Annotated in this window: 12 protein-coding genes; 11 read left to right on the plus strand and 1 reads right to left on the minus strand. The window is 53.9% G+C overall.

Going from position 1 to position 19,432, the window contains the following annotated elements:
- Positions 1–29 precede the first annotated feature (29 nt).
- The 11 genes from ACFQPC_RS00575 (at position 30) to oxlT (ending at position 17,566) form a co-directional block, all read left to right on the plus strand.
- Positions 30–3,371, plus strand: coding sequence for an autotransporter domain-containing protein (locus ACFQPC_RS00575; RefSeq protein WP_382269725.1), 3,342 nt, complete (start codon positions 30–32; stop codon positions 3,369–3,371).
- A 623-nt stretch (positions 3,372–3,994) separates the two neighbouring features.
- Positions 3,995–6,475 (plus strand): poly-beta-1,6 N-acetyl-D-glucosamine export porin PgaA, encoded by a 2,481-nt coding sequence (pgaA, locus tag ACFQPC_RS00580; RefSeq protein ID WP_382269726.1) that lies wholly within the window; start codon positions 3,995–3,997, stop codon positions 6,473–6,475.
- A 5-nt stretch (positions 6,476–6,480) separates the two neighbouring features.
- A complete protein-coding gene (gene pgaB / locus ACFQPC_RS00585; protein WP_382269727.1) occupies positions 6,481–8,544 on the plus strand; it encodes a poly-beta-1,6-N-acetyl-D-glucosamine N-deacetylase PgaB in 2,064 nt (687 codons plus the stop codon).
- A gap of 2 nt (positions 8,545–8,546) precedes the next feature.
- On the plus strand, positions 8,547–9,872 hold the full coding sequence (gene pgaC / locus ACFQPC_RS00590; protein WP_382269728.1) for a poly-beta-1,6-N-acetyl-D-glucosamine synthase: 1,326 nt from the start codon (positions 8,547–8,549) through the stop codon (positions 9,870–9,872).
- Positions 9,865–10,398: a poly-beta-1,6-N-acetyl-D-glucosamine biosynthesis protein PgaD gene (pgaD, locus tag ACFQPC_RS00595; protein WP_382269729.1), complete on the plus strand. Its 534-nt coding sequence runs from the start codon at positions 9,865–9,867 to the stop codon at positions 10,396–10,398. The genes pgaC and pgaD overlap by 8 nt, the downstream gene beginning before the upstream one ends.
- Positions 10,399–10,819: 421 nt before the next feature.
- On the plus strand, positions 10,820–12,964 hold the full coding sequence (locus tag ACFQPC_RS00600) for a TonB-dependent siderophore receptor (protein ID WP_382269730.1): 2,145 nt from the start codon (positions 10,820–10,822) through the stop codon (positions 12,962–12,964).
- Between the two features lie 57 nt (positions 12,965–13,021).
- Complete coding sequence (locus tag ACFQPC_RS00605; protein ID WP_382269731.1) at positions 13,022–13,741, plus strand: DUF4198 domain-containing protein; 720 nt, start codon at positions 13,022–13,024, stop codon at positions 13,739–13,741.
- Positions 13,742–13,750: 9 nt separating this feature from the next.
- A complete protein-coding gene (locus ACFQPC_RS00610; protein WP_382269732.1) occupies positions 13,751–14,041 on the plus strand; it encodes a DUF3649 domain-containing protein in 291 nt (96 codons plus the stop codon).
- Complete coding sequence (locus ACFQPC_RS00615) at positions 14,038–15,669, plus strand: PepSY-associated TM helix domain-containing protein (RefSeq protein WP_382269733.1); 1,632 nt, start codon at positions 14,038–14,040, stop codon at positions 15,667–15,669. Before ACFQPC_RS00610 ends, ACFQPC_RS00615 begins: the two co-directional genes overlap by 4 nt.
- The gene (locus ACFQPC_RS00620; RefSeq protein WP_382269734.1) at positions 15,666–16,019 is read left to right on the plus strand and encodes a DUF3325 domain-containing protein; all 354 of its coding nucleotides are present in this window, start codon (positions 15,666–15,668) and stop codon (positions 16,017–16,019) included. The genes ACFQPC_RS00615 and ACFQPC_RS00620 overlap by 4 nt, the downstream gene beginning before the upstream one ends.
- A gap of 326 nt (positions 16,020–16,345) precedes the next feature.
- A complete protein-coding gene (oxlT, locus tag ACFQPC_RS00625; protein ID WP_382271848.1) occupies positions 16,346–17,566 on the plus strand; it encodes an oxalate/formate MFS antiporter in 1,221 nt (406 codons plus the stop codon).
- 450 nt (positions 17,567–18,016) lie between these two features.
- Here oxlT and ACFQPC_RS00630 read toward each other — a convergent pair whose 3' ends face one another.
- Positions 18,017–19,360 (minus strand): MFS transporter, encoded by a 1,344-nt coding sequence (locus ACFQPC_RS00630; protein ID WP_382269735.1) that lies wholly within the window; start codon positions 19,358–19,360, stop codon positions 18,017–18,019.
- Between the last annotated feature and the right edge of the window lie 72 nt (positions 19,361–19,432).

Below are 19,432 nucleotides of genomic sequence, written 5' to 3' on the forward strand. Positions count from 1 at the left end.
TCAGTCGCGTCAACAGGAAGGAAGCTATCGTGAACAAGGCATATCGCATCGTCTGGAGCAAAGCGCGCTCGGCATTTATCGTCACCCATGAAAAATCATCAAGCCGGGGCCGGGCAGCCACGACTTGTGCGGCCACTTTAATCGGCGCTGCCGCACTTCTGTTGAGCGCGGGCCAGGTGTCTGCGGCTGGTTTATGTGCGAGCGGTCCCACGGTGATCAATAGTGCGACGTCCGGTGACAACTGTGTACTTGGTAGTGGTGCCAGCGTAGAAGTTGGTGCGAGCGGTTCTATTCTCAGCACTGGTGTATCGGCCATTTACACGAGCAGCGCCATTAATAGCATTACAAATCACGGCAGTATAAGTTCAGATACCAATATCGGTATCTCTATCGATTACGGCAGCGTCGCCGGCGATATCCGCAATACCGGTATATTGGCTTCCGTCGCCAATGGATCCAACTACTCAAACGGTGCGCTATATGCGAATGGCGCGACCATCAGTGGTTCCCTCATCAATGATGGCGGCCTGATTGCCAATACACTGACTCTGCGTGCCTCCAGCGTGGATAGCATCAAGAATATCAACGGTGGATCTATCGAGGTCTTCGGTCAGCAAATCGCTGGTATCAACCTCGATCGTACGACTGTAGCCAACGGCATATTGAATGATGTCGGCAGTACTATCAGCACCTCCGGCTATACGGGGATAAATATATATGGCGGCAGCATTCAGGCCGGAGGCATCGTTAACAACGGCGATATTTTTCAGGGTGGGATCACGCTCTATAGTAATGCTACGGTTGCTGGTGGTATCAGCAATACGGGGCGGATCGAAGACATCGCGACGGTTGCCATAGGCGTGTCGGATGGCTCAGTCCTGAGTGGTGGCATCCACAATACGGGCAGCATCCTGAGCCTGGGTATCGGTGTATTAATAGACTACCAGGGAGAGGTTAGGGGAGGGCTCAACAATGAAACTACGCTCAGCGCAAGGGACAGGGGGATTTTCCTCGATCAGGGCGGCATCTTGGGTGGCGGGGTGGACAATAGGGGCACCATTACAGGGACTAATTCGTACGGTATTCAGCTTGCTGCAGGCAGCACGATCGCCGACGGTATACGCAATAGCGGCACGATCGAAGGCCAACGCGCGGGGGTGCTACTCGAGAGCACTTCTACGCTGACTGCGGACGAGGATGGCGTGGCGCTCCAAAACAGCGGCACCATCCGTGCGAATGCCAGATATACATCGGAAAACAGCGGCCTCCATCTGCGCACTGGTGCAAGTATCACCGGCGATATCGTCAACACGGCGAGTGGCACTATCGATGGTAACTACGGTATCAACGTAACAGGTGCCAGCCAGATAGACGGCAAGATCGTCAATAGCGGCACTATCAGCGGCAACGCGTACTCCGTGTACGTCAGTGACAATTCCACCCTGAATGGTTTGAGTGTGCATGGCGCGGCGGGGCGTTATGTGGGTGACATTTATGCGAAGAATACCGACTTCACGGTCGCTGCTGGCGCTACTTTTACCAATGAAAGTGCAATAGACGTGCAGGGCTTCAAGGTGGAGTCTGGCGCTGTATTGCATCTGGAACACGGATACTCCTCTGCCGGCATGCCTATGTACGGCATCGCAGTTGGCAGCAATGGCTTCGTCAATGCAGGTACGGTATTGGTGGATGACGGGGTAGATGCGACTATCCAGGGCACATACACGCAAGCCGCAACTGGCGTACTGGATGTGGGTAACTACGCGTGGCTATCTTTGGATGGCAATGCCAGCAATAGCGGCACCATTAATTTAAGAGCGGATACCCGTCTGCTTGCCACCAGCCTCAGCAATAACAGCGGTGGCACGATCTATATGGAAAACCAGGCCGAGATCGTGACGACCAACGGTTTCAATAACAGTGGCGTGCTGAGTCTGGGTAGCGGTGTCAATGGCGTGGTGCGCGGTGACTACACGCAAAGCAATACCGGCGTATTGCGCCTGGGTGTAAGTGACAATACGACTTATGCCAAGCTCGATGTGCAGGGTACGGTTAACCTGGGTCATAACGCGAAAATTGAGGTCGACGTCAGCCCACGTGATTACAGATTCAGCGTCGATCGCCTGCAAAACATCCTGACTGCGACGACCTTGAATAGCGATGGCACGTTTGCGGTCACGGATAATTCGACCCTGTTTGATTTTGGTGCCATCAAGGATGGCAATGCCGTGCACCTGACGCTGACTAAATCGGGGAGTACCACGGTGCTGGCCAGTGTCAGGGATGCGAACAATACGCCGGCACTGGGTGCCGCCAGCGTACTGGATCAGGTCATTGCGGCGAATCCCGGCGGGGCGATCGGTAGTCATTTCGTTGGCCTGACCAGCAAGCAGGCGGTATCGGATGCGGTGTCGCAAACACTGCCATTGCTCAACGGCGGTTCGATGGCCGCCGCTACCGGTTCTATCAGCAGCATCAATCGTGTCGTACAGGCGCGCATCGAGAGCAATCGCGGCTTGTCCTCCGGTGACGAGATGTTGGGAGATAAATACGTTTGGTTTAAACCCTTCGGTTCCTGGGCGCGGCAGGATGACCATGATGGCCAGTCCGGCTTCAAGGCCAACAGCACCGGTTTTGTCGCAGGTGCAGATATGGCCGCCAATGAGCGCAGCCGTCTCGGTGTGGGTTTTGCCTATGCAAAAGCGAAAGTCGATGGCAACTCCGTAATAGCGCCACAGCACATGGATGTCGATGTATTCCAGTTGCTTGGATACGGTAGCTACACACTCGATGAAAATACCGAAATCAACTTCCAGGCTGATGTCGGCCAAAACAGCAATAAAGGTAGCCGCCGCATCGCCTTCACCGGTAGCACTGCCAACGCTGACTATAAAAGCCTGACGGCACACGCGGGTGTTGGTATCGGTCGCATCTTGCCCTTGAATGCAAATACCAGCTTTACACCATCGGTGCGTGCGGACTATACGTGGATTAAGGATCAGTCTTATCAGGAAAGCGGGGCCGGTGCATTGAACCTCAATGTAAATGGACGCAGTGCAAATGAATTGCTGCTTGCTGTCGACGGCAAGCTGACGCACAAGCTGAATGAGAAAACGACTTTCGTTGCCAATCTCGGTGCCGCATATACCGCGGTGAAAGGCAATACTTCCATCATTGCAGCCTTCGCCGGCGCGCCGCAAGCAGCATTTGCTACCTACGGTATGGAACAACGGCCGTGGACAGTGCGTGGTGGTTTCGGGCTGGTACGCAAAACGGCGAGTGGTACGGAGATCGCACTGCGCTACGACGCCGAAGCGCGCAATGATTTTGTGAACCAGACTGCTTCCGTCAAGGCGCGTTGGGCGTTCTAATTTTTAAAATCAAAGATGCAGATCCAATTCTCCGACAAGGTATTTTCCTGTCGGAGAATTTTTTGTTCCGAATCCGGAAATCGTTGTTTCCCTGCTTCATTCGAAATTAATTGATCCAGAAGAGACCTTAGTCACCAAGCAGAAGCGGTGTGTAAACGGTCGTCAATATAAGTTATGTTTTTGTTCTTTTTTATTTAAAAAAATAGCCTGATCCCGATTCGTAATATGTGCGGAAACCCTCATAAACACTCGATTTATCAATCTTTAACATTCTTTCCGGGTCATTTGTATTTTTCATGTCAATTGTTAGCATTTGTTGACATTGTGTTTTTTTACGCTCTGCTACAGTCCGCTCTACTTTCCAATATTCGCTTCGCGCGATCGCACCATTCAAGCGTTTATACCTGGATGTTGATTCAGAAAATTCTTGGCGTTCGGGAATTTTCCAGCATGAGAAAATCCGCATCCGTTTTGCACGAGTAGGAACTCTATGTATTTGTACGCATCTATTTGAATGGATGCCACTGTTTAAAGATGGCGGGCGCAACTGATCGGCGATTCGCTCTTAACGATGTGTCTTTATTTTCATCCATAAATTCACATTCATTTTGTTTAGCGAGCTCATGAGAAATAAGCGCAATCGTTTACAAGCAGCAGTTTCGGGAATCACATTTTGTTTTTTGGGTTTAGGCGTAACAGGTTTTACACAAGCGGCTATCCCATCAACTGAATATGATGCCGTGATCCATGCCGCGCGTGACGGTCAGACCACGCCAGCGATTGAAAAACTGCAGGCATGGCATCGCGCATATCCGGAGAATCAAAAGGTACTGTATGACCTCGTCGTCGTCCTTGCCTGGGCAGGTGACTTTAATAGCGCGCTTGCTTATGCCGATGCGCTGACCGTGGCCGGTACGCCTGCTTATGTATTGAAATCACTCGGGCAGTCGGCTCGTTCCGTCGAGCGCTGGTCGCTCGCGGAAAAAATCTACCGCCACGCCTTACGTACCGATCCAAATGATATGGAGTTGCGTACCGGCCTGGTTCATGCGTTGATCGGGCAGAAGCAATTCGATGCGGCTTTGCAGTATGTACAAAACTTCCTGCCGACCTTCAGTTCCGCATACAAGCGCAGTGATGCGCCTATGGTCACTTTATTGGGCTTTGTTTACAGCCGTCGCGAAGAAGCCTTGTATGCGGCCAATGCTTATCAGGACGCACTACGGCTTGACCCACAATCGCGCGAAGCGTTTCGCGGCTATGTATTTTCACTGAATGGTGCGGGCATGCCTTATCTGGCGGCGCGTAACGCGGATAAACATCTTGACTGGTTTAGCAGGGAAGAGCAGTTGCAGCTGGCACATTCAGTTGCCGGCCACACCGTCAATTTTGGTGAAACACAATTGACGGTCGATGAAAAGAAGCCACGTTTCCAGACGACCGATACGGCTCTGGCCGAAACGGCGGGTGTTCTGGATCGCTTTGGGCCGCAAGCAGCAACCCGGTTTGATCGCATGGTTGCCTTGCGTGATCGCCAGATGATGAAAGAGGTAGTGCAGCTGTATCAGGAATTGTCAGCCGCCGGTATTGCCATGCCTTCGTACGCGAAAGCAGCTGCGGCCGATGCCTATCTCTATCTGGAGCAACCGGAACAGGCGCGTGACTTGTATATAGCAGCGATCAATGATGCCGGACGCGGTGATGTCGCGAATGTCGATACCTGGCGTAATGGCCTGGCATATGCGTATAGCGAAGCCGAGCAACATGATGAGGCACAAGCACTGGCCGATGGTGTCATGCAGGTAACGCCGACACTGGCCAACCGTGGCATTCCATCGGTAGAAGCACCAAACGGCGACTATCCGACCGCAACGGTGACACCGGCCTTGATACGCATGTATGCGGATCGTTTGAAAGAAGCTGAGAAGCATCTGGCGGAGCTGCGTGCAATTGCACCATTCAATGGACAGACCCGGCTGGCCTGGGCCAGCCTGCAAAGTTCGCGTGAACATCCGCGGGCGGCACTGGATGAATTCACGCTGATGCAGCTCGATGACCATAAATCATTGGGCGCGCAAGTTGGCCGTGGTGAGAGTTTGTTGGCATTGAATGAATTTTCCCAGGCAAAGATTATCTTGCCACCATTACTGGATGACTATCCGGAAGACAAGGGTGTACAAAATCTCGCGCGCAAGCTGGATATCCATGATCGACCGTTTTTACGTATCAGCACGACTATAGGTAAGGGCGGGCAGTTGGCCGGAGCCGAGTCGATTTTCGATGCGCAGCTTTACTCCGAGCCATTGACGAATTCCCTGGGCGAGCCGTTCCGCGTATTTACCCATCTGTCGCGTTCGACCGGTAGCGTGGATCGTCAATTGCCGACTGAAACGAGCGTGCCACGAACCCGTATCGGTGTTGGCCTGGATTACCGGGTGCGCGATTTTGAAATAGAAGGCGAAGTTAACCAGGCTACGCAAAACGCGGACAAAAGCGGTATTGCCTTGCAGTTCGTGAAGTATTTCTCGGATCACTGGCGCATGCGTCTGGCCGCTGACAGCAATGTGAATGACCTGTCAGCCGCCGCATACAACGCGAACGTGACCGGTCGTCGAGTACTGGCCAGCATGACCTGGCAGCAAAACGAATCACGCAGCATCGATGCGGAAGTGTCTGCGACCAAGTTCAGCGATGGCAATCAACGCGATGTGTTCGGTATCGCATGGACCGAGCGCTGGATTAGTGGTCCGATCTTCAAACTGGACTCGATGATTTCATTGGCGACATCGCGTAACAGTGCGCGTGATGTGGTGTATTTCAATCCGATCCGCGATCGCGAAGCCACTGTTGCCCTGCTCGGCGAGTGGCGCACATGGCGACGCTATCGCCGGTCTATGGTGCAGCAAGTGCAGGTCTATACCGGGCGCTACTGGCAGGAGGCTTTTAACACCGGTTCTACCTCCGGCTTGCAGTACGGGCACCTCTGGTCATTTGATGATGAGTTCAGTATCGGCTACGGCCTCGGTGTCAGCATGCACCCGTATGACGGTGTGCGTGAAAAACGTCATTACGGGTATTTGAATTTGAATTGGGCAATCAAGTGAAGAATATGTTGACGATAGCGCTCAGCAGTCTGCGCAAAACTGAAAACATGATCCGGCTGTGCGTGCTGTTTAGCGCATTGTTGCCGGCCTTCGCATCGGCGCAGCAAGCAGCCGGTGTTGAAGTACCGCGCTTGCAAATAGCGGCACAACGCATAGATTCGCCGCAGTCTTATCGCGTGCTGTGTTATCACGATGTGCGTGACAACGTGCGTGAAACCTTCAAGGTCTGGCCGGAAGCGACCGCGGTGGATACGCGTGACTTGGCGGCGCAGCTGAGCTGGCTGGACCAGAACGGTTATCACCCGGTCAGCCTGCAGCAAATCATTGATGCGCGTGCGGGCAAGAAGCCATTGCCGGAGAAGGCCATTCTGTTGACCTTCGATGACGGCTTTGAAAGCATGTACACCAAGGTCTTCCCTTTGCTTAAGCAATTCGGTTTTCCGGCCCTGATTGCAATCGTCGGCGACTGGATCCAGACACCGCAAGACCAGTCGGTACAGTTCGGCGATATCAAGGCACCGCGCAAGGCATTTGTGAATTGGGATCAGGTGCGTGAGATGCAGGCATCCGGCCTGATTGAAGTTGCTTCGCATTCGCACAGCCTGCACAAGGGCATCATTGGTAATCCCCAGGGCAATATGATGCCGGCGGCCATTACGCGTTTTTATTGGCCACAGAATAAGCAATACGAAAGTGATGAGGCCTATACCAAGCGCATACGTGCCGACCTGGAGCGTAGCGCCAGCCTGATCGAAAAGGAAATCGGCAAGCGTCCACGTGCGATGGTGTGGCCATATGGTGCCAACAGCCAGATCGCCAACAAGATCGCAGCGGAGGTCGGGATGCCGATTTCGCTGAATTTGGAACCGGGTCCGAATACGCCCAACGATGATCCGAATTACATCCGCCGTACCCTGGTGGTATTCGATACCGAACTCAACGGCCTGGCTGAAATATTGCGGCAACCTGCGACTTACGATGGCGTCGAACGACCGATGGAACGCGTGATCCATGTCGATCTCGATTATGTCTATGATCCTGATCCGGAAGTACAGGAAGCGAACTTGTCGAAACTGCTGGATCGCATGGTGCGCCTGCGCCCGACTACCGTTTACCTGCAAGCCTATGCCGATCCGGATGGCGACGGTGTAGCCGATGCATTGTATTTCCCGAATCGGCATATGCCGATGCGCAGCGATCTGTTTACACGTGTCTCATGGCAGTTGCGTACACGTGCCGGGGTGCGGGTGTTTGCCTGGATGCCGGTGATGGCTTTCAAACTGCCTGACTCCAATCCGGCCGCTACGCATCTGGTGCAGACCATGCCGGGTGCACCTGCATCCGCGTCGCAGAACCGCTATTTGCGCCTGTCACCGTTCGACCCGCTGGCGCGGCAAACCATTACCGAGATATACGAAGACCTGGGCAAACATTCAGCGTTCTACGGCGTGTTATTCCACGACGACGCGACCTTGTCGGATTATGAAGATGCAAGCCCGGCCGCGCTCGCTGTGTATCGCGACCAATGGCATTTGTCCGGTGCTATGGAAGAAATGCGTAACGATCCGCAAGTGCGTCGACTGTGGGCGCAGAAGAAAACTGCTTACCTGAATGATTTCACCTTGCACCTGGCTGCTACCTTGCGCAAATACCAGCCTGCATTGATGACGGCGCGCAATATCTACGCTGAGCCGATTTTGAATCCGGATTCGGAAGACTGGTTTGCACAGACTTACCCCAGCTTCCTCGCGACCTACGATTACACCGCGATCATGGCGATGCCGTATATGGAGGGTGCGAAGGACGCCAGCGCCTGGCTTGCACGGCTGATGGATACCGTGAAACAAACGCCGGGTGCGTTGCGCACGACAGTCTTTGAATTGCAAAGCAAGGATTGGCGCAATAACACGCCGATCCCGTCGGCCACGCTGGCGGCACAGATACGCCAGTTGCGCCTGGCCGGCGCGCGTGGCGTTGGCTACTATCCGGACGACTTCCATGCGAACCAGCCGGAAGAAGACATCATCAAGCCTGAAATCTCCGTCGAAACGCACCCGGCGCGGAGATAGCCATGACTTTTGAAAACGTCCTCTTTGGTTTTACTTTTTACTACCCATTGTTCATGGCTTATGTCTGGATCATCGGTGGTATTACGTATTACCTGCGTTATGAGAGGACCAGCCTGCATGATCAGAATCCACTGACGGAATTGAAATCAACGCCACCGGTTTCGGTGATCGTGCCCTGCTTCAATGAAGGTGACAATATCCGCAGCGTGGTAGACGCCTTGTCGCGCCTGAACTATCCGGATTACGAAATCATTTGCGTCAACGATGGCAGCAAGGACAACACCGGCGCCATCCTCGATGAATTGATTGCAACGCATCCGAAGCTGCGCGTCGTACATCAGGCGCGTAACCAGGGCAAGGCCGTGGCCTTGAATACCGCTGCGCTGATTGCCAAGAGTGAATTCCTGATGTGTATCGACGGCGATGCGATCCTCGATCCGGATTCGATTCCGTGGCTGCTCAAGCATTTTGAAACCGGCCCGCGCCTGGGTGCAGTGACCGGTAATCCGCGTATCCGGACCCGTTCCACTTTGCTCGGGCGTTTGCAGGTAGGCGAGTTCTCTTCCATCGTGGGCCTCATCAAACGTACGCAACGTATTTACGGTCGTTTGTTCACGGTATCCGGTGTGGTGGTGATGTTCCGTCGGCGCGCTTTGCTCGATGTGGGCTTCTGGAGCCCGGAGATGTTGACTGAAGATATCGATATCAGCTGGAAGCTGCAGGCGAACCACTGGGATGTGCGCTTTGAGCCGCGCGCACTGTGCTGGATCCTGATGCCGGAAACCGTCAAGGGCTTGTGGAAGCAACGCCTGCGCTGGGCGATGGGCGGGGTGCAGGCGATTTTCAAATACGCATATATTTTCCGGCACTGGCACCTGCGCCGATTGTGGCTGGTCTATATCGAATACAACCTGTCAGTCTTGTGGGCCTACACCATGCTCGCAGTACTGGTGCTGTACATCCTCAGCCTGTTTATTTATATCCCGCCATTGTGGCGTGTAGAGATTTTCCCGAGCTGGCACGGCGTGCTGATCGGTACGACCTGTCTGTTGCAAGTGATGGTCGGCATGATCCTTGATCGCCATTACGACAAAAAGGTGTATCGCCATTACTTCTGGATGATTTGGTATCCGGTCTTTTACTGGATGCTGAATATGTGCACCACTGTTTGGTCGGTGCCCAAGGTCCTGTTCCGCAAGAGCGGACGTCGTGCTGTATGGGTCAGCCCGGATCGCGGCGTCGGCTCGGCAGATGGCGTGCACGTGAAAGCACTGCCACCGACCAATACACAAGCGGCAGTGCAGCCGCATCGAGGCAATCATGACTAGCGACCTGCAAGAACAAACCAATCCGCTCATCCTGAATAAACCGCACCTGGTGGCGCCACTGACAAAATTCGTGAGCGCGCTGGTTACTATCGTGTTCTGGGGTTTCTTCGTTTACCTGTGGTGGCCTTTGCTGACCTTGATCGCCGGCATGCTGGGCTATCACTCGATCAATGAGCTGACCTATGCCGCCGATATGCTTACTGTCCGGCATTTGACAGTGTCCTATGCCCTGATCGTGATCGCGCTGTCCGGTTCGCTATTGCTATGGGCGGCGATCGAGTACTTTCGCTTTCGCAACCTGAATCGTCGCCGTTGGCCATTCTCGGTGGCGGTGGCTGACCTGGCTTCCTATGCCCGGCTGCCGGAACCTGAGCTGGCACAATTACAAACCGAACGCCGGCTGGTCGCACATCATGATGATCATGGGGGTGTGATGCAGTTTGATAGTGCCCGCGGTAATGGGAATGCCGCCGTAGGCGGTAAAACACCCGCACCGAAATTGCCGCCATCATTGCTGACAGCGTAGTCCGGCTGAGCTGACCCGGGAAGGACCTGCCCGGACGTGGTTTTTAAGTCACGCCGGCGCAGCTATCTTCCGGCGCGCGGTGCGCCGGCGGTGAATGCGATTGGCCCTGTGAGCAGGGCTCATACCGAGCTGCTTTAAACCCCGATTTCCTCTATCAAGAGAGCGGTTCCCGCGATCTTTTATTTCCTTCATTGCAAGTCTTTGAGTCAGCCAATTCCTTGATCTTTAAAGGAAAATCCTATTGTCACCCCCATCTCGATTATTACAAGTAAATGCAAATATCAGTGTTAATGAGAATCATTATCTATTAAAATAAGCGCATTCTTATAAAAACCGCATCAGCCAGCTTTTCGTCAGCCAGTGCAAGTTCCGAAGGGGAAGTACTGTGCTGTATCGAAAAACCATTGCGCTTGCCATTGGTATGGCTTGGGCTGTACCGTTTTCTGTTGCGCATGCGCAGCAGGGAAATACTGCAAACAACGATAGTGTATCCAATGCGTCTACTACAACTTTGCCGGCAGTTCATGTCACTGCAGTATCGGATGGCAGTAGCGAACATACCGGTTCGTATGCGGCGCAGGCCGTCACTATCGGATCCAAGATCCCGCAAACCGTGAGAGAGACACCTTTCTCCATCAGCGTGGTGACACGCCAACGTCTGGATGATCAGAACATCACGAAGATTGAAGATGTACTGAAGCAGACGACAGGTATGACCGTGACGCGCTTTGATGGCGGTGGCAATGCAAACAATATTATGGCGCGTGGTTTCGCCATCGGATCGATTCAACTTGATGGACTGCCGATCAGTCAGGCGACCAATTACACGACGGCATTGGATACATCACTGTATGACCGCATCGAGGTATTGCGTGGACCGGCTGGTTTGTTGCAAGGTGCAGGCGAGCCGGGTGGCACTATCAATCTGGTGCGCAAACGTGCGCGTGCTGATTTCGCGGGCAATGCCGCAGTCATGCTGGGCTCCTGGGATGCGCGGCGCGGCGAATTTGACGTCACCAGCAAGCTCGTCGAATCGGGCGCGATACGTGCACGGGTCGTCGGTATAGTCGATAACCGTGACTCTTATGTTGATCTCGTCAAGAACGATAAGACCGTAGCCTACGGCACGATCGAAATGGATTTGAGCCCACAGACCACATTGTCTTTGGGCGCATCCCAGCAAAAACTGGATACGGTGCGTGACCTGGGTTTGCCGACCTATGCAAACGGCACTTTGATAGATCTGCCGCGTTCGACCTTTGCCGGCAGAAGCGGCAACACGCAAAAGCAGGAAACGAGTGAAATGTTTGCCGAGCTGGAGCACAGGCTCAGCGGTGGGGGATTGATGAAACTCTCGGCGCGCGAAGTCGATCGTTATACCTATGATTATGGTGTGCGTGGTAATAGCGCCCCCAATCCGCTTACCGGATTGATGAACCTGCAAGGTGCCGCTTCGGAACGTACGACGACCAACCGCAATCTCGATGCGTATATCACCACACCGTTTGAATTGGGTGGACGCACGCATCGTGCATTGGTCGGTGTGAGCTACAGCACAGAGGATGACAAGACTGCATCGACCACAACCGGCGCGGCGGGTGGCGGTACTTTGAATATATTCCAGCCGAATTACAACGTGGCATTGCCAGTCATGAATATCGGACCTTACACCGCAGGAGTGAATCAAACTCAAGCCGGTTTATATGGGCAGGTACAACTCAAACCATGGGACAGATGGACGTTCTTGCTGGGTGGACGTGTCAGTCGATGGGAAACGGAATCCCGTAACCTGATTACCGGTGTAAGTGCGCCTGTACAAAAGCCAAAACCACAATTCACTCCGCTCACTGCGGCGATATTTGAGCTGAATGACCATTCATCCCTATATGGCAGTTACGCGGAAACGTTTGTGGCGCAGACTGCAATCGACGTTAATAAGAACCTCTTGCCTGCACGCACCGGCTCGCAAATCGAATTCGGTATCAAGAGCGAGTTTTTTAACAAGCGCCTGAATACTCATTTGGCGGTTTTCCGTATTCTTGATAATGATCGTGCTATTGCGGATCCGAACGTGCCAACCGCATCCATTGCCGGTGGTGAGGTAAGAAGCCAGGGCCTTGAGGCTGAAATCAGTGGACAGATTCGACCGGGTTGGGAATTGACCGCCGGCTATGCGTACACCGATACCAAAATCCTAAAAGCCGCGGTGAGCGATATAGGGCAGATTTTTAGCCCGGGTACGCCTAAGCATAATGTCAATTTGTGGACCAAACACACATGGCGTGATGGCGCATTCAAACGCTGGAGCGTGGCAGGCGGTTTGCGTGCGGTCAGCGATACCTATGCGCTCAGCGGTAGCGGTAACAACATCATACGTATCAACGCGCCGGCTTATACCGTGGTCAATGCACAAGTCGGTTACCAGATCAGTCCGACGACCAGCCTGAGCCTGACGGTGAATAATTTGTTCGATAAAACCTATTACGAAAAAGTAAGCCTGCCTAGTCGTCAAAATTTTTATGGTGAGCCACGTGCGGTCATGCTGGCTTTGAGAACTGCCTGGTAAAGGCCAATAAACAAATCGTTGCTTATCAATTCTAATTATTCAAATGGAGCCCTTGTCATGAAAAGAAATTTCGTACTTCTGTCCTTACTCTCGACACTGATGTTTTCAGGTGCGGCACACGCACATCAGATTTGGCTGGAGCAAACAAGCAAGGCCGCCAGTTTGTACTTCGGCGAATTCGACCGGAATCTGCGCGAAACTTCCCCGGGCCTGCTGGATAAAATTACGCAAAAAAGTGCGACCCTGGCCGACGAGAAAGGGGAGAAAATCCTGAACTTCACCCGCAAGGAGAATGCACTTGTACTGCCGGCACGTGCAGCGAAAAACCAGAGTATTTATACCGAAGACGTGGATTTCCCTGTTTCCGAATATAAAAATGGCGATCTTACCGTGCGTTCTGCCAGAATATTGGGCGCGCGCCTGGTGACGTCGACGGCGGCGCTGGCCCCGAAACTTACCCTGGACCTGATTCCAAACGGCAAGCAAGGCGAATTCAAGGTTTTTTATAAAGGCCAGCCACAAGCCAAAACGAAAGTCGGTTTGATTGCACAATCCGGCTGGACCAGGGAAGCGACAACGAATGAACAAGGTGTAGTGAAGTTTGATTTGCCGTGGCAGGGTACATATGTGCTGGAAGTGCGTTATGTAGATAAAACGCCGGGAGAGCGTGCCGGCAAGCCTTACGATTTTACGAACTTCATGACGACTTTGTCTTTGACTCAAACAAGCGGTATCAAGGGCTTGCCGACTACGCCGGCAGAGGCTCCCAATAAATAAGCAGCAGAAATGAAACTGAACGAAGAATTGCAATACCGTCTGGGCGTTGCCTCACGTGCCGTAGCCGCCATCCTTGGTGGTTACGCAGTGACGGCGCTGGCGACTGCTTTGCTGGCGGTCATCCTCCCTATGGTGCGGATCGATGCCGTGCTGACGGCGACTTTATTATCTTTTACCGTCTATACCTGCGCCGTGTTGTGGGTGTTCGCGGCGCGTAGTGCATTCCGCGCCTGGATTGGTATCGTATTGCCTGCTGCCATCCTCGGATTGGGTTTGCTGGTGCATCGGAGTTTCGTATGAAAGAAGGATTCCGCCAGTCGATGGCATGGTTGCACACCTGGTCAGGTTTGCTGGTGTGCTGGGTCTTGTTCCTGGTTTTTACGGCGGGAACCGCTTCGTATTTCCGTGACGAGATTACGCTGTGGATGAAGCCGGAATTGCATGCGGCGGCAGCGACGCCGGTGCCGGCGGCGCAGGCGATAGACCACGCAGTGCGCATGCTGGAAAAAGAAGCGGCCGGTGCATCGCGCTGGTTTATTACCTTGCCGGACGAGCGTAACCAGGCTTTGAACGTGACCTGGATCGGACAGCCTGAACCGGGTAAAAAAGGCCGGGGCAAGCTCGAACGCGCGCAGTTGAATCCAGCTACCGGTGAACGCCTGGCCGAGGTACGCGAAACGCGCGGTGGTGAATTCATCTATCGCCTGCATTACGATTTGCATTACATGCCGGCGATATGGGCGCGCTGGATCATCGGTTTCTGTGCGATGTTTATGCTGGTGGCTATCGTCAGCGGCGTGATTACACACAAACGGATTTTCAAGGATTTCTTTACCTTCCGTCCGAAGAAGGGCCAGCGTTCATGGCTGGATGCACATAACGCGGTAGCGGTACTGGCCCTGCCGTATCACCTGATGATTACCTATACCGGGCTGGTAACGCTGATGTTTTTGTATATGCCGTTCGGCGTGCAATCGGCGTACAAGGGCGATGAAAAAGCCTTTACCGCAGAAGCCTTCCGCCAGGCGGAAAATAAAAAGCCGGCCCACAAGGCGGCGCCACTGGCACCGATCGGACCGATGCTGGTACAGGCTGAAAAACACTGGAATGGCGGACAGGTCAGTCGCGTGACAATCAACAATCCGGGCGATGCGAATGCCACCATTCAAGTCACGCGGGAACCGGAAACCAAGTTGTCGAATACACGCCAGTCTATGCAGTTTGACGGTGTAAGCGGTGCTTTCATTTCTTCTATAGGTGATGAGACGAGTACTGCGGTCGAAGCACGCGGTGTGCTCTATGGTTTACATGTGGCCGACTTCGCCAATCCCTTGTTGCGGACTTTGTTTTTCCTGTGCGGGCTGGCAGGCTGCGCGATGGTGGCGACCGGTGCCTTGCTGTGGGCGGTCAAGAAGCGACAGAGCTACGCGAAGGTACTGGCTAAAGGCGGGCGTGTCGGCTTTGGCTTGCGCCTGGTCGACGGTTTGAATATTGGCGCGATTGCCGGACTGCCGATTGCGTTGGCCGCTTATTTTTGGGCGAATCGCTTGTTGGCGGTCGGCATCGAAAAACGTATTGAAACCGAAATCAGCTGGTTCTTTATTGCCTGGGGCGCGGCGGCAGTGCTCGCGCATATCCGTCCGAATCGTCGCATGTGGCAGTGGCAATTAACCGCCGGCGGCTTGCTGTTTGCGCTGATACCGGTGTTGAATGTATTTACCACCAACTCACATCTGGGCGTGACCCTGTTGCAGGGCAAAGGCCCATGGGCGGTGGCAGGCTTTGATTTATTTGCGCTCGGCTTTGGCTTGTCCCTGATTTATGCGGCGAAACGACTGGCGCAGAAGAAACCGCTAGCCAAGGCAAAAGCAGTAGAAAAAGCGCGCGAAAGGGGCGATAGCGATCGCCCTATGCAGGAGGCGGTATGAGCATGTTTGGATTCATCGCAGCGCTGGCACTGTCTTATGGTGGCTGGACTGCGCTCAGCCTGGGCATGGATCGGCATTACGCCGATATACATGGTCGCGGCAAGGAGCCGCAGCAGCGCGAACGCAATTTGTACCGGATGCTGGGAACGCTGGCTTTGCTGGCTACTTATGCGATCAGCATCCAGTTGCAGGGATGGACCGTCGGCTCGGTGTTATGCCTGGGCACCATGACGGCAGGTGCCTTGCTGCTGGTCCTGTTGCTGACTTATGCACCACAACGGACAGTCCAGATGGGCAAGGTCGCCACCGGCCTGGCGCTCTTGCTGGGGGCGGTATGGTTGCTCGGCTAGCAGGACAGGCTTAGCGCTCTCTTTTCTTAACAACGGCCGCATTTGCGGCCGTTGACTTTTGGGCCTTAACCGGCTGGTCATATTGGATGGGCATACTCTTTGCCTGTTCTTGGGCGCTAGTGTTGATTGAATTAATTTCTGAATAATCGATCTTATTGATCGTAGATGCCCTATTTATTCAGGGCAGGCTAGTCCAGGTTCGGCCGCTGCAAATTTCAAAACCCTTACAAGAGGTAATAAAAATGGCAAATGCTCAAACGGATACGCTTGATTCACCCACTGCTACTTTGGACTCCGACCAGGTCAAGGGCTACAAGAATCGCTGGATGCAACTGGTCATCGGGATTTTGTGTATGGGGCTGGTCGCCAACCTGCAGTACGGCTGGACGCTCTTTGTGGAACCCATGGAGAGCAAGCATCATTGGGGTACTGCTTCCATCCAGCTCGCATTTTCCATTTTCATTGTGATTGAAACCTGGCTGGTGCCGATTGAAGGCTGGCTCGGCGATAAATTTGGTCCGCGCCCGGTTGTGGCCGGTGGAGCCATCTTTGCCGGCCTCGGCTGGATCATGAATAGCTATGCCGATTCCCTCACCATGCTGTATGCAGCGGCGGTAGTCTCGGGTATCGGTGCCGGCTGCGTCTACGGTACTTGCGTCGGCAACGCGCTGAAGTGGTTTCCGGACCGACGCGGCCTGGCCGCCGGCCTCACGGCAGCGGGGTTTGGCGCAGGTGCCGCGGTGACCGTGATTCCTATCGCGAACATGATAGGTAGCGCCGGTTACGAAAAGACCTTCCTGACTTTCGGCATCATTCAGGGCGTGGCGATCTTCATTCTGGCGCTGTTGCTGGTGCGGCCTGTGGCTCCCAAACACGCGCAAAGTAAAGTAGCCAACGTATCGAAGGTTGATTACACCACACGCCAAATGCTGACCAAGCCGGTGTTTTGGTTAATTTATGTGATCTATGTGCTGGTCGCAGCGGGCGGTGTGATGGCGACTGCGCAATTGGGGCCGATAGCACATGACTTCGGTATCAGTTCCACACCGATGACGATGTTTGGCGTGACCCTGCCTTTGCTCACGCTGGCGCTCTCCATTGATAATGTGGCGAATGGTTTGACGCGTCCTTTGTGTGGTTTCATTTCGGACAAAATCGGTCGTGAAAACACCATGTTCATTGTGTTCATAGGCGAGGGCCTGGCCTTGCTGGGCTTGATGCAGTATGGCCACAATCCATATCTGTTCATTCTCTTTGCTGCTTTGATTTTCATGTTCTGGGGTGAGATTTTTTCGATTTTCCCTGCGATTTGCGGTGATACCTTCGGTAGCAAATATGCGACCGCGAATGCCGGTACTTTATATACCGCGAAAGGTGTGGCGGCGCTGATGGTGCCGTTGGCATCGGTGCTGGCTGCGGGTGGCAACTGGAACCGTGTGTTCATACTTGCGGCGGTGGTGACGATAGGGGCTGGTATTGCAGCCAAGTTTGTATTGCTGCCTATGCGGAAGCGCTTTATCAGTGCTGGTGACGATACGAAAAACTGAGGATGTAAGGATAAGAATGCCCTCCGGTTTTTGACCGGAGGACATTTTTTGTTCGTGTTTCGGTTTGTTGTTAGTAATGCTGCTCTTTCTCCGAAGAGACTTGGTATGCCGGGGGTGGCCCGGCGGCCACTCACTTTCTTTGCTTCGCCAAAGAAAGTAAGCAAAGAAAGGCGACCGCGAAGCCGCAGCCCCTTCGGGGTCCCCGTTTGTGCAAGACAAAAAATGGGAAGCGGACGAAACTCGCTTCGCTCAGACAACGTCCACTTCTTTTTCCATTTTCTGCCTCGCACAAACGGCAGCGTCAAAGCGGGAAACAGCAACAGCCTTTTTGATTTAAGCGTTATTCACTACATCCATACCAAGCAAAACAACAAACTAATAAAAAAGGGCAGACATAAACAAATGTCCGCCCTTTTTTATTTGTCGGCACTTTCGTGCCTTAGCTAAATACTAGTTCCTGATTTCCAGTGCCCGGTTCAGGCTCAAGGCCGCCAGCGAGCCGACCGCGCCGGAGAGCAGGTAGAGGCTGACATAACCGAGGCCGAAGTGTGCCGACAGTCCGAGTGCGACCAGTGGTGCGAAGGCAGCACCTACCAGCCATGCCAGATCGGAGGTGAGGGCAGCGCCGGTGTAGCGATATTTCGCATGGAAGTTGGCCGAAACCGCACCAGCGGCCTGGCCATATGACAAACCGAGCAGCGCGAAGCCGATCAGGATGAACAGGTCTTCACCACGGGTACCGCCGTTGAGCAACATCGGCACGAAACCGCTGAAGATCGCGATCAGGCAAGCCAGCGTACCGAGCGTGGTGCGACGGCCGAAACGATCGGCAATCAGGCCGGAGATGACGACGCCAACGGCCGCCAGTGCCGCGCCCATCATTTGTACATGCAGGAAGGCACTGATGGAACGGTCAGAATAGAGGCTAATCCAGGACAGCGGGAATACCGTGACCAGATGGAACAGCGCATAGCTGGCTAATGCTGCCAAGGCGCCGATGATCAGGTTGCGGCCTTGTTTTTGCACGATTTCAGTAGCACTGACCGGTTCCAGCTCTTGTTCATCCAGCAGGCGTGAGTACTCCGGCGTGGAAACCAGACGCAGACGGGCGAACAGCGCAACTACGTTAATCGCGAAGGCGACATAGAAAGGATAGCGCCAGCCCCAGTCGAGGAAGTCGGCACGCGACAGTTCGGACAACAGGAAAGAGAACAGTCCGGCCGCGATCAGGAAACCGACCGGAGCACCCAGTTGTCCCAGCATCGCATACCAGCCACGACGGTTTTGCGGTGCATTCAGTGCCAACAGTGATGGCAGGCCATCCCATGAGCCGCCGAGTGCGATACCTTGACCGATACGCAACAAAGACAAGAAAAGGATGGCGCTCATGCCCAATTGCGCATAACTTGGCAGGAAAGCGATACCGGCAGTAGAGAAGCCGAGCAGGAACAGCGCCAGCGTCAGCTTGGCTTCCCGGCTAAACCTGCGTTGAATTGCCATAAATGCAACAGTCCCCAGCGGTCGCGCCAGGAAGGCAAAGGCGAACACGGTGAATGAGTACAGCGTGCCTTCGAGGGGTTGTGCAAATGGAAAGAATACGGATGGGAATACCAGCACAGAGGCGATGGCATAGACAAAGAAGTCGAAATACTCTGATGCGCGACCAATCACTACACCAATGGCAATTTCCCCGGGGGCGATATGTCCGCCGCGAGTGTTGATCAGCCTGGGGCCATTACCTGGTGAGGCAAGTTTGGAGTCATCTGGAAGTCCGGTGTCATACGTGGTGGCCATAATTTGTCTCCAATCATGTTGATCAACGCGCTGACGCTGCCCCACACCACAAGTCCCTTACCCGTAGGGTGG

Source organism: Herminiimonas glaciei (assembly GCF_042664955.1).
GTDB classification, from domain to species: domain Bacteria; phylum Pseudomonadota; class Gammaproteobacteria; order Burkholderiales; family Burkholderiaceae_D; genus Oxalicibacterium; species Oxalicibacterium glaciei.

Coding starts and splice junctions, on each gene's coding strand:
- pgaA (WP_382269726.1), top strand. CDS start 3,995: ATGAGAAATAAGCGCAATCGTTTACAAGCAGCAGTTTCGGGAATCACA.
- pgaB (WP_382269727.1), top strand. CDS start 6,481: ATGTTGACGATAGCGCTCAGCAGTCTGCGCAAAACTGAAAACATGATC.
- pgaC (WP_382269728.1), top strand. CDS start 8,547: ATGACTTTTGAAAACGTCCTCTTTGGTTTTACTTTTTACTACCCATTG.
- pgaD (WP_382269729.1), top strand. CDS start 9,865: ATGACTAGCGACCTGCAAGAACAAACCAATCCGCTCATCCTGAATAAA.
- ACFQPC_RS00600 (WP_382269730.1), top strand. CDS start 10,820: ATGGCTTGGGCTGTACCGTTTTCTGTTGCGCATGCGCAGCAGGGAAAT.
- ACFQPC_RS00605 (WP_382269731.1), top strand. CDS start 13,022: ATGAAAAGAAATTTCGTACTTCTGTCCTTACTCTCGACACTGATGTTT.
- ACFQPC_RS00610 (WP_382269732.1), top strand. CDS start 13,751: ATGAAACTGAACGAAGAATTGCAATACCGTCTGGGCGTTGCCTCACGT.
- ACFQPC_RS00615 (WP_382269733.1), top strand. CDS start 14,038: ATGAAAGAAGGATTCCGCCAGTCGATGGCATGGTTGCACACCTGGTCA.
- ACFQPC_RS00620 (WP_382269734.1), top strand. CDS start 15,666: ATGAGCATGTTTGGATTCATCGCAGCGCTGGCACTGTCTTATGGTGGC.
- oxlT (WP_382271848.1), top strand. CDS start 16,346: ATGCAACTGGTCATCGGGATTTTGTGTATGGGGCTGGTCGCCAACCTG.
- ACFQPC_RS00630 (WP_382269735.1), bottom strand. CDS start 19,360: ATGGCCACCACGTATGACACCGGACTTCCAGATGACTCCAAACTTGCC.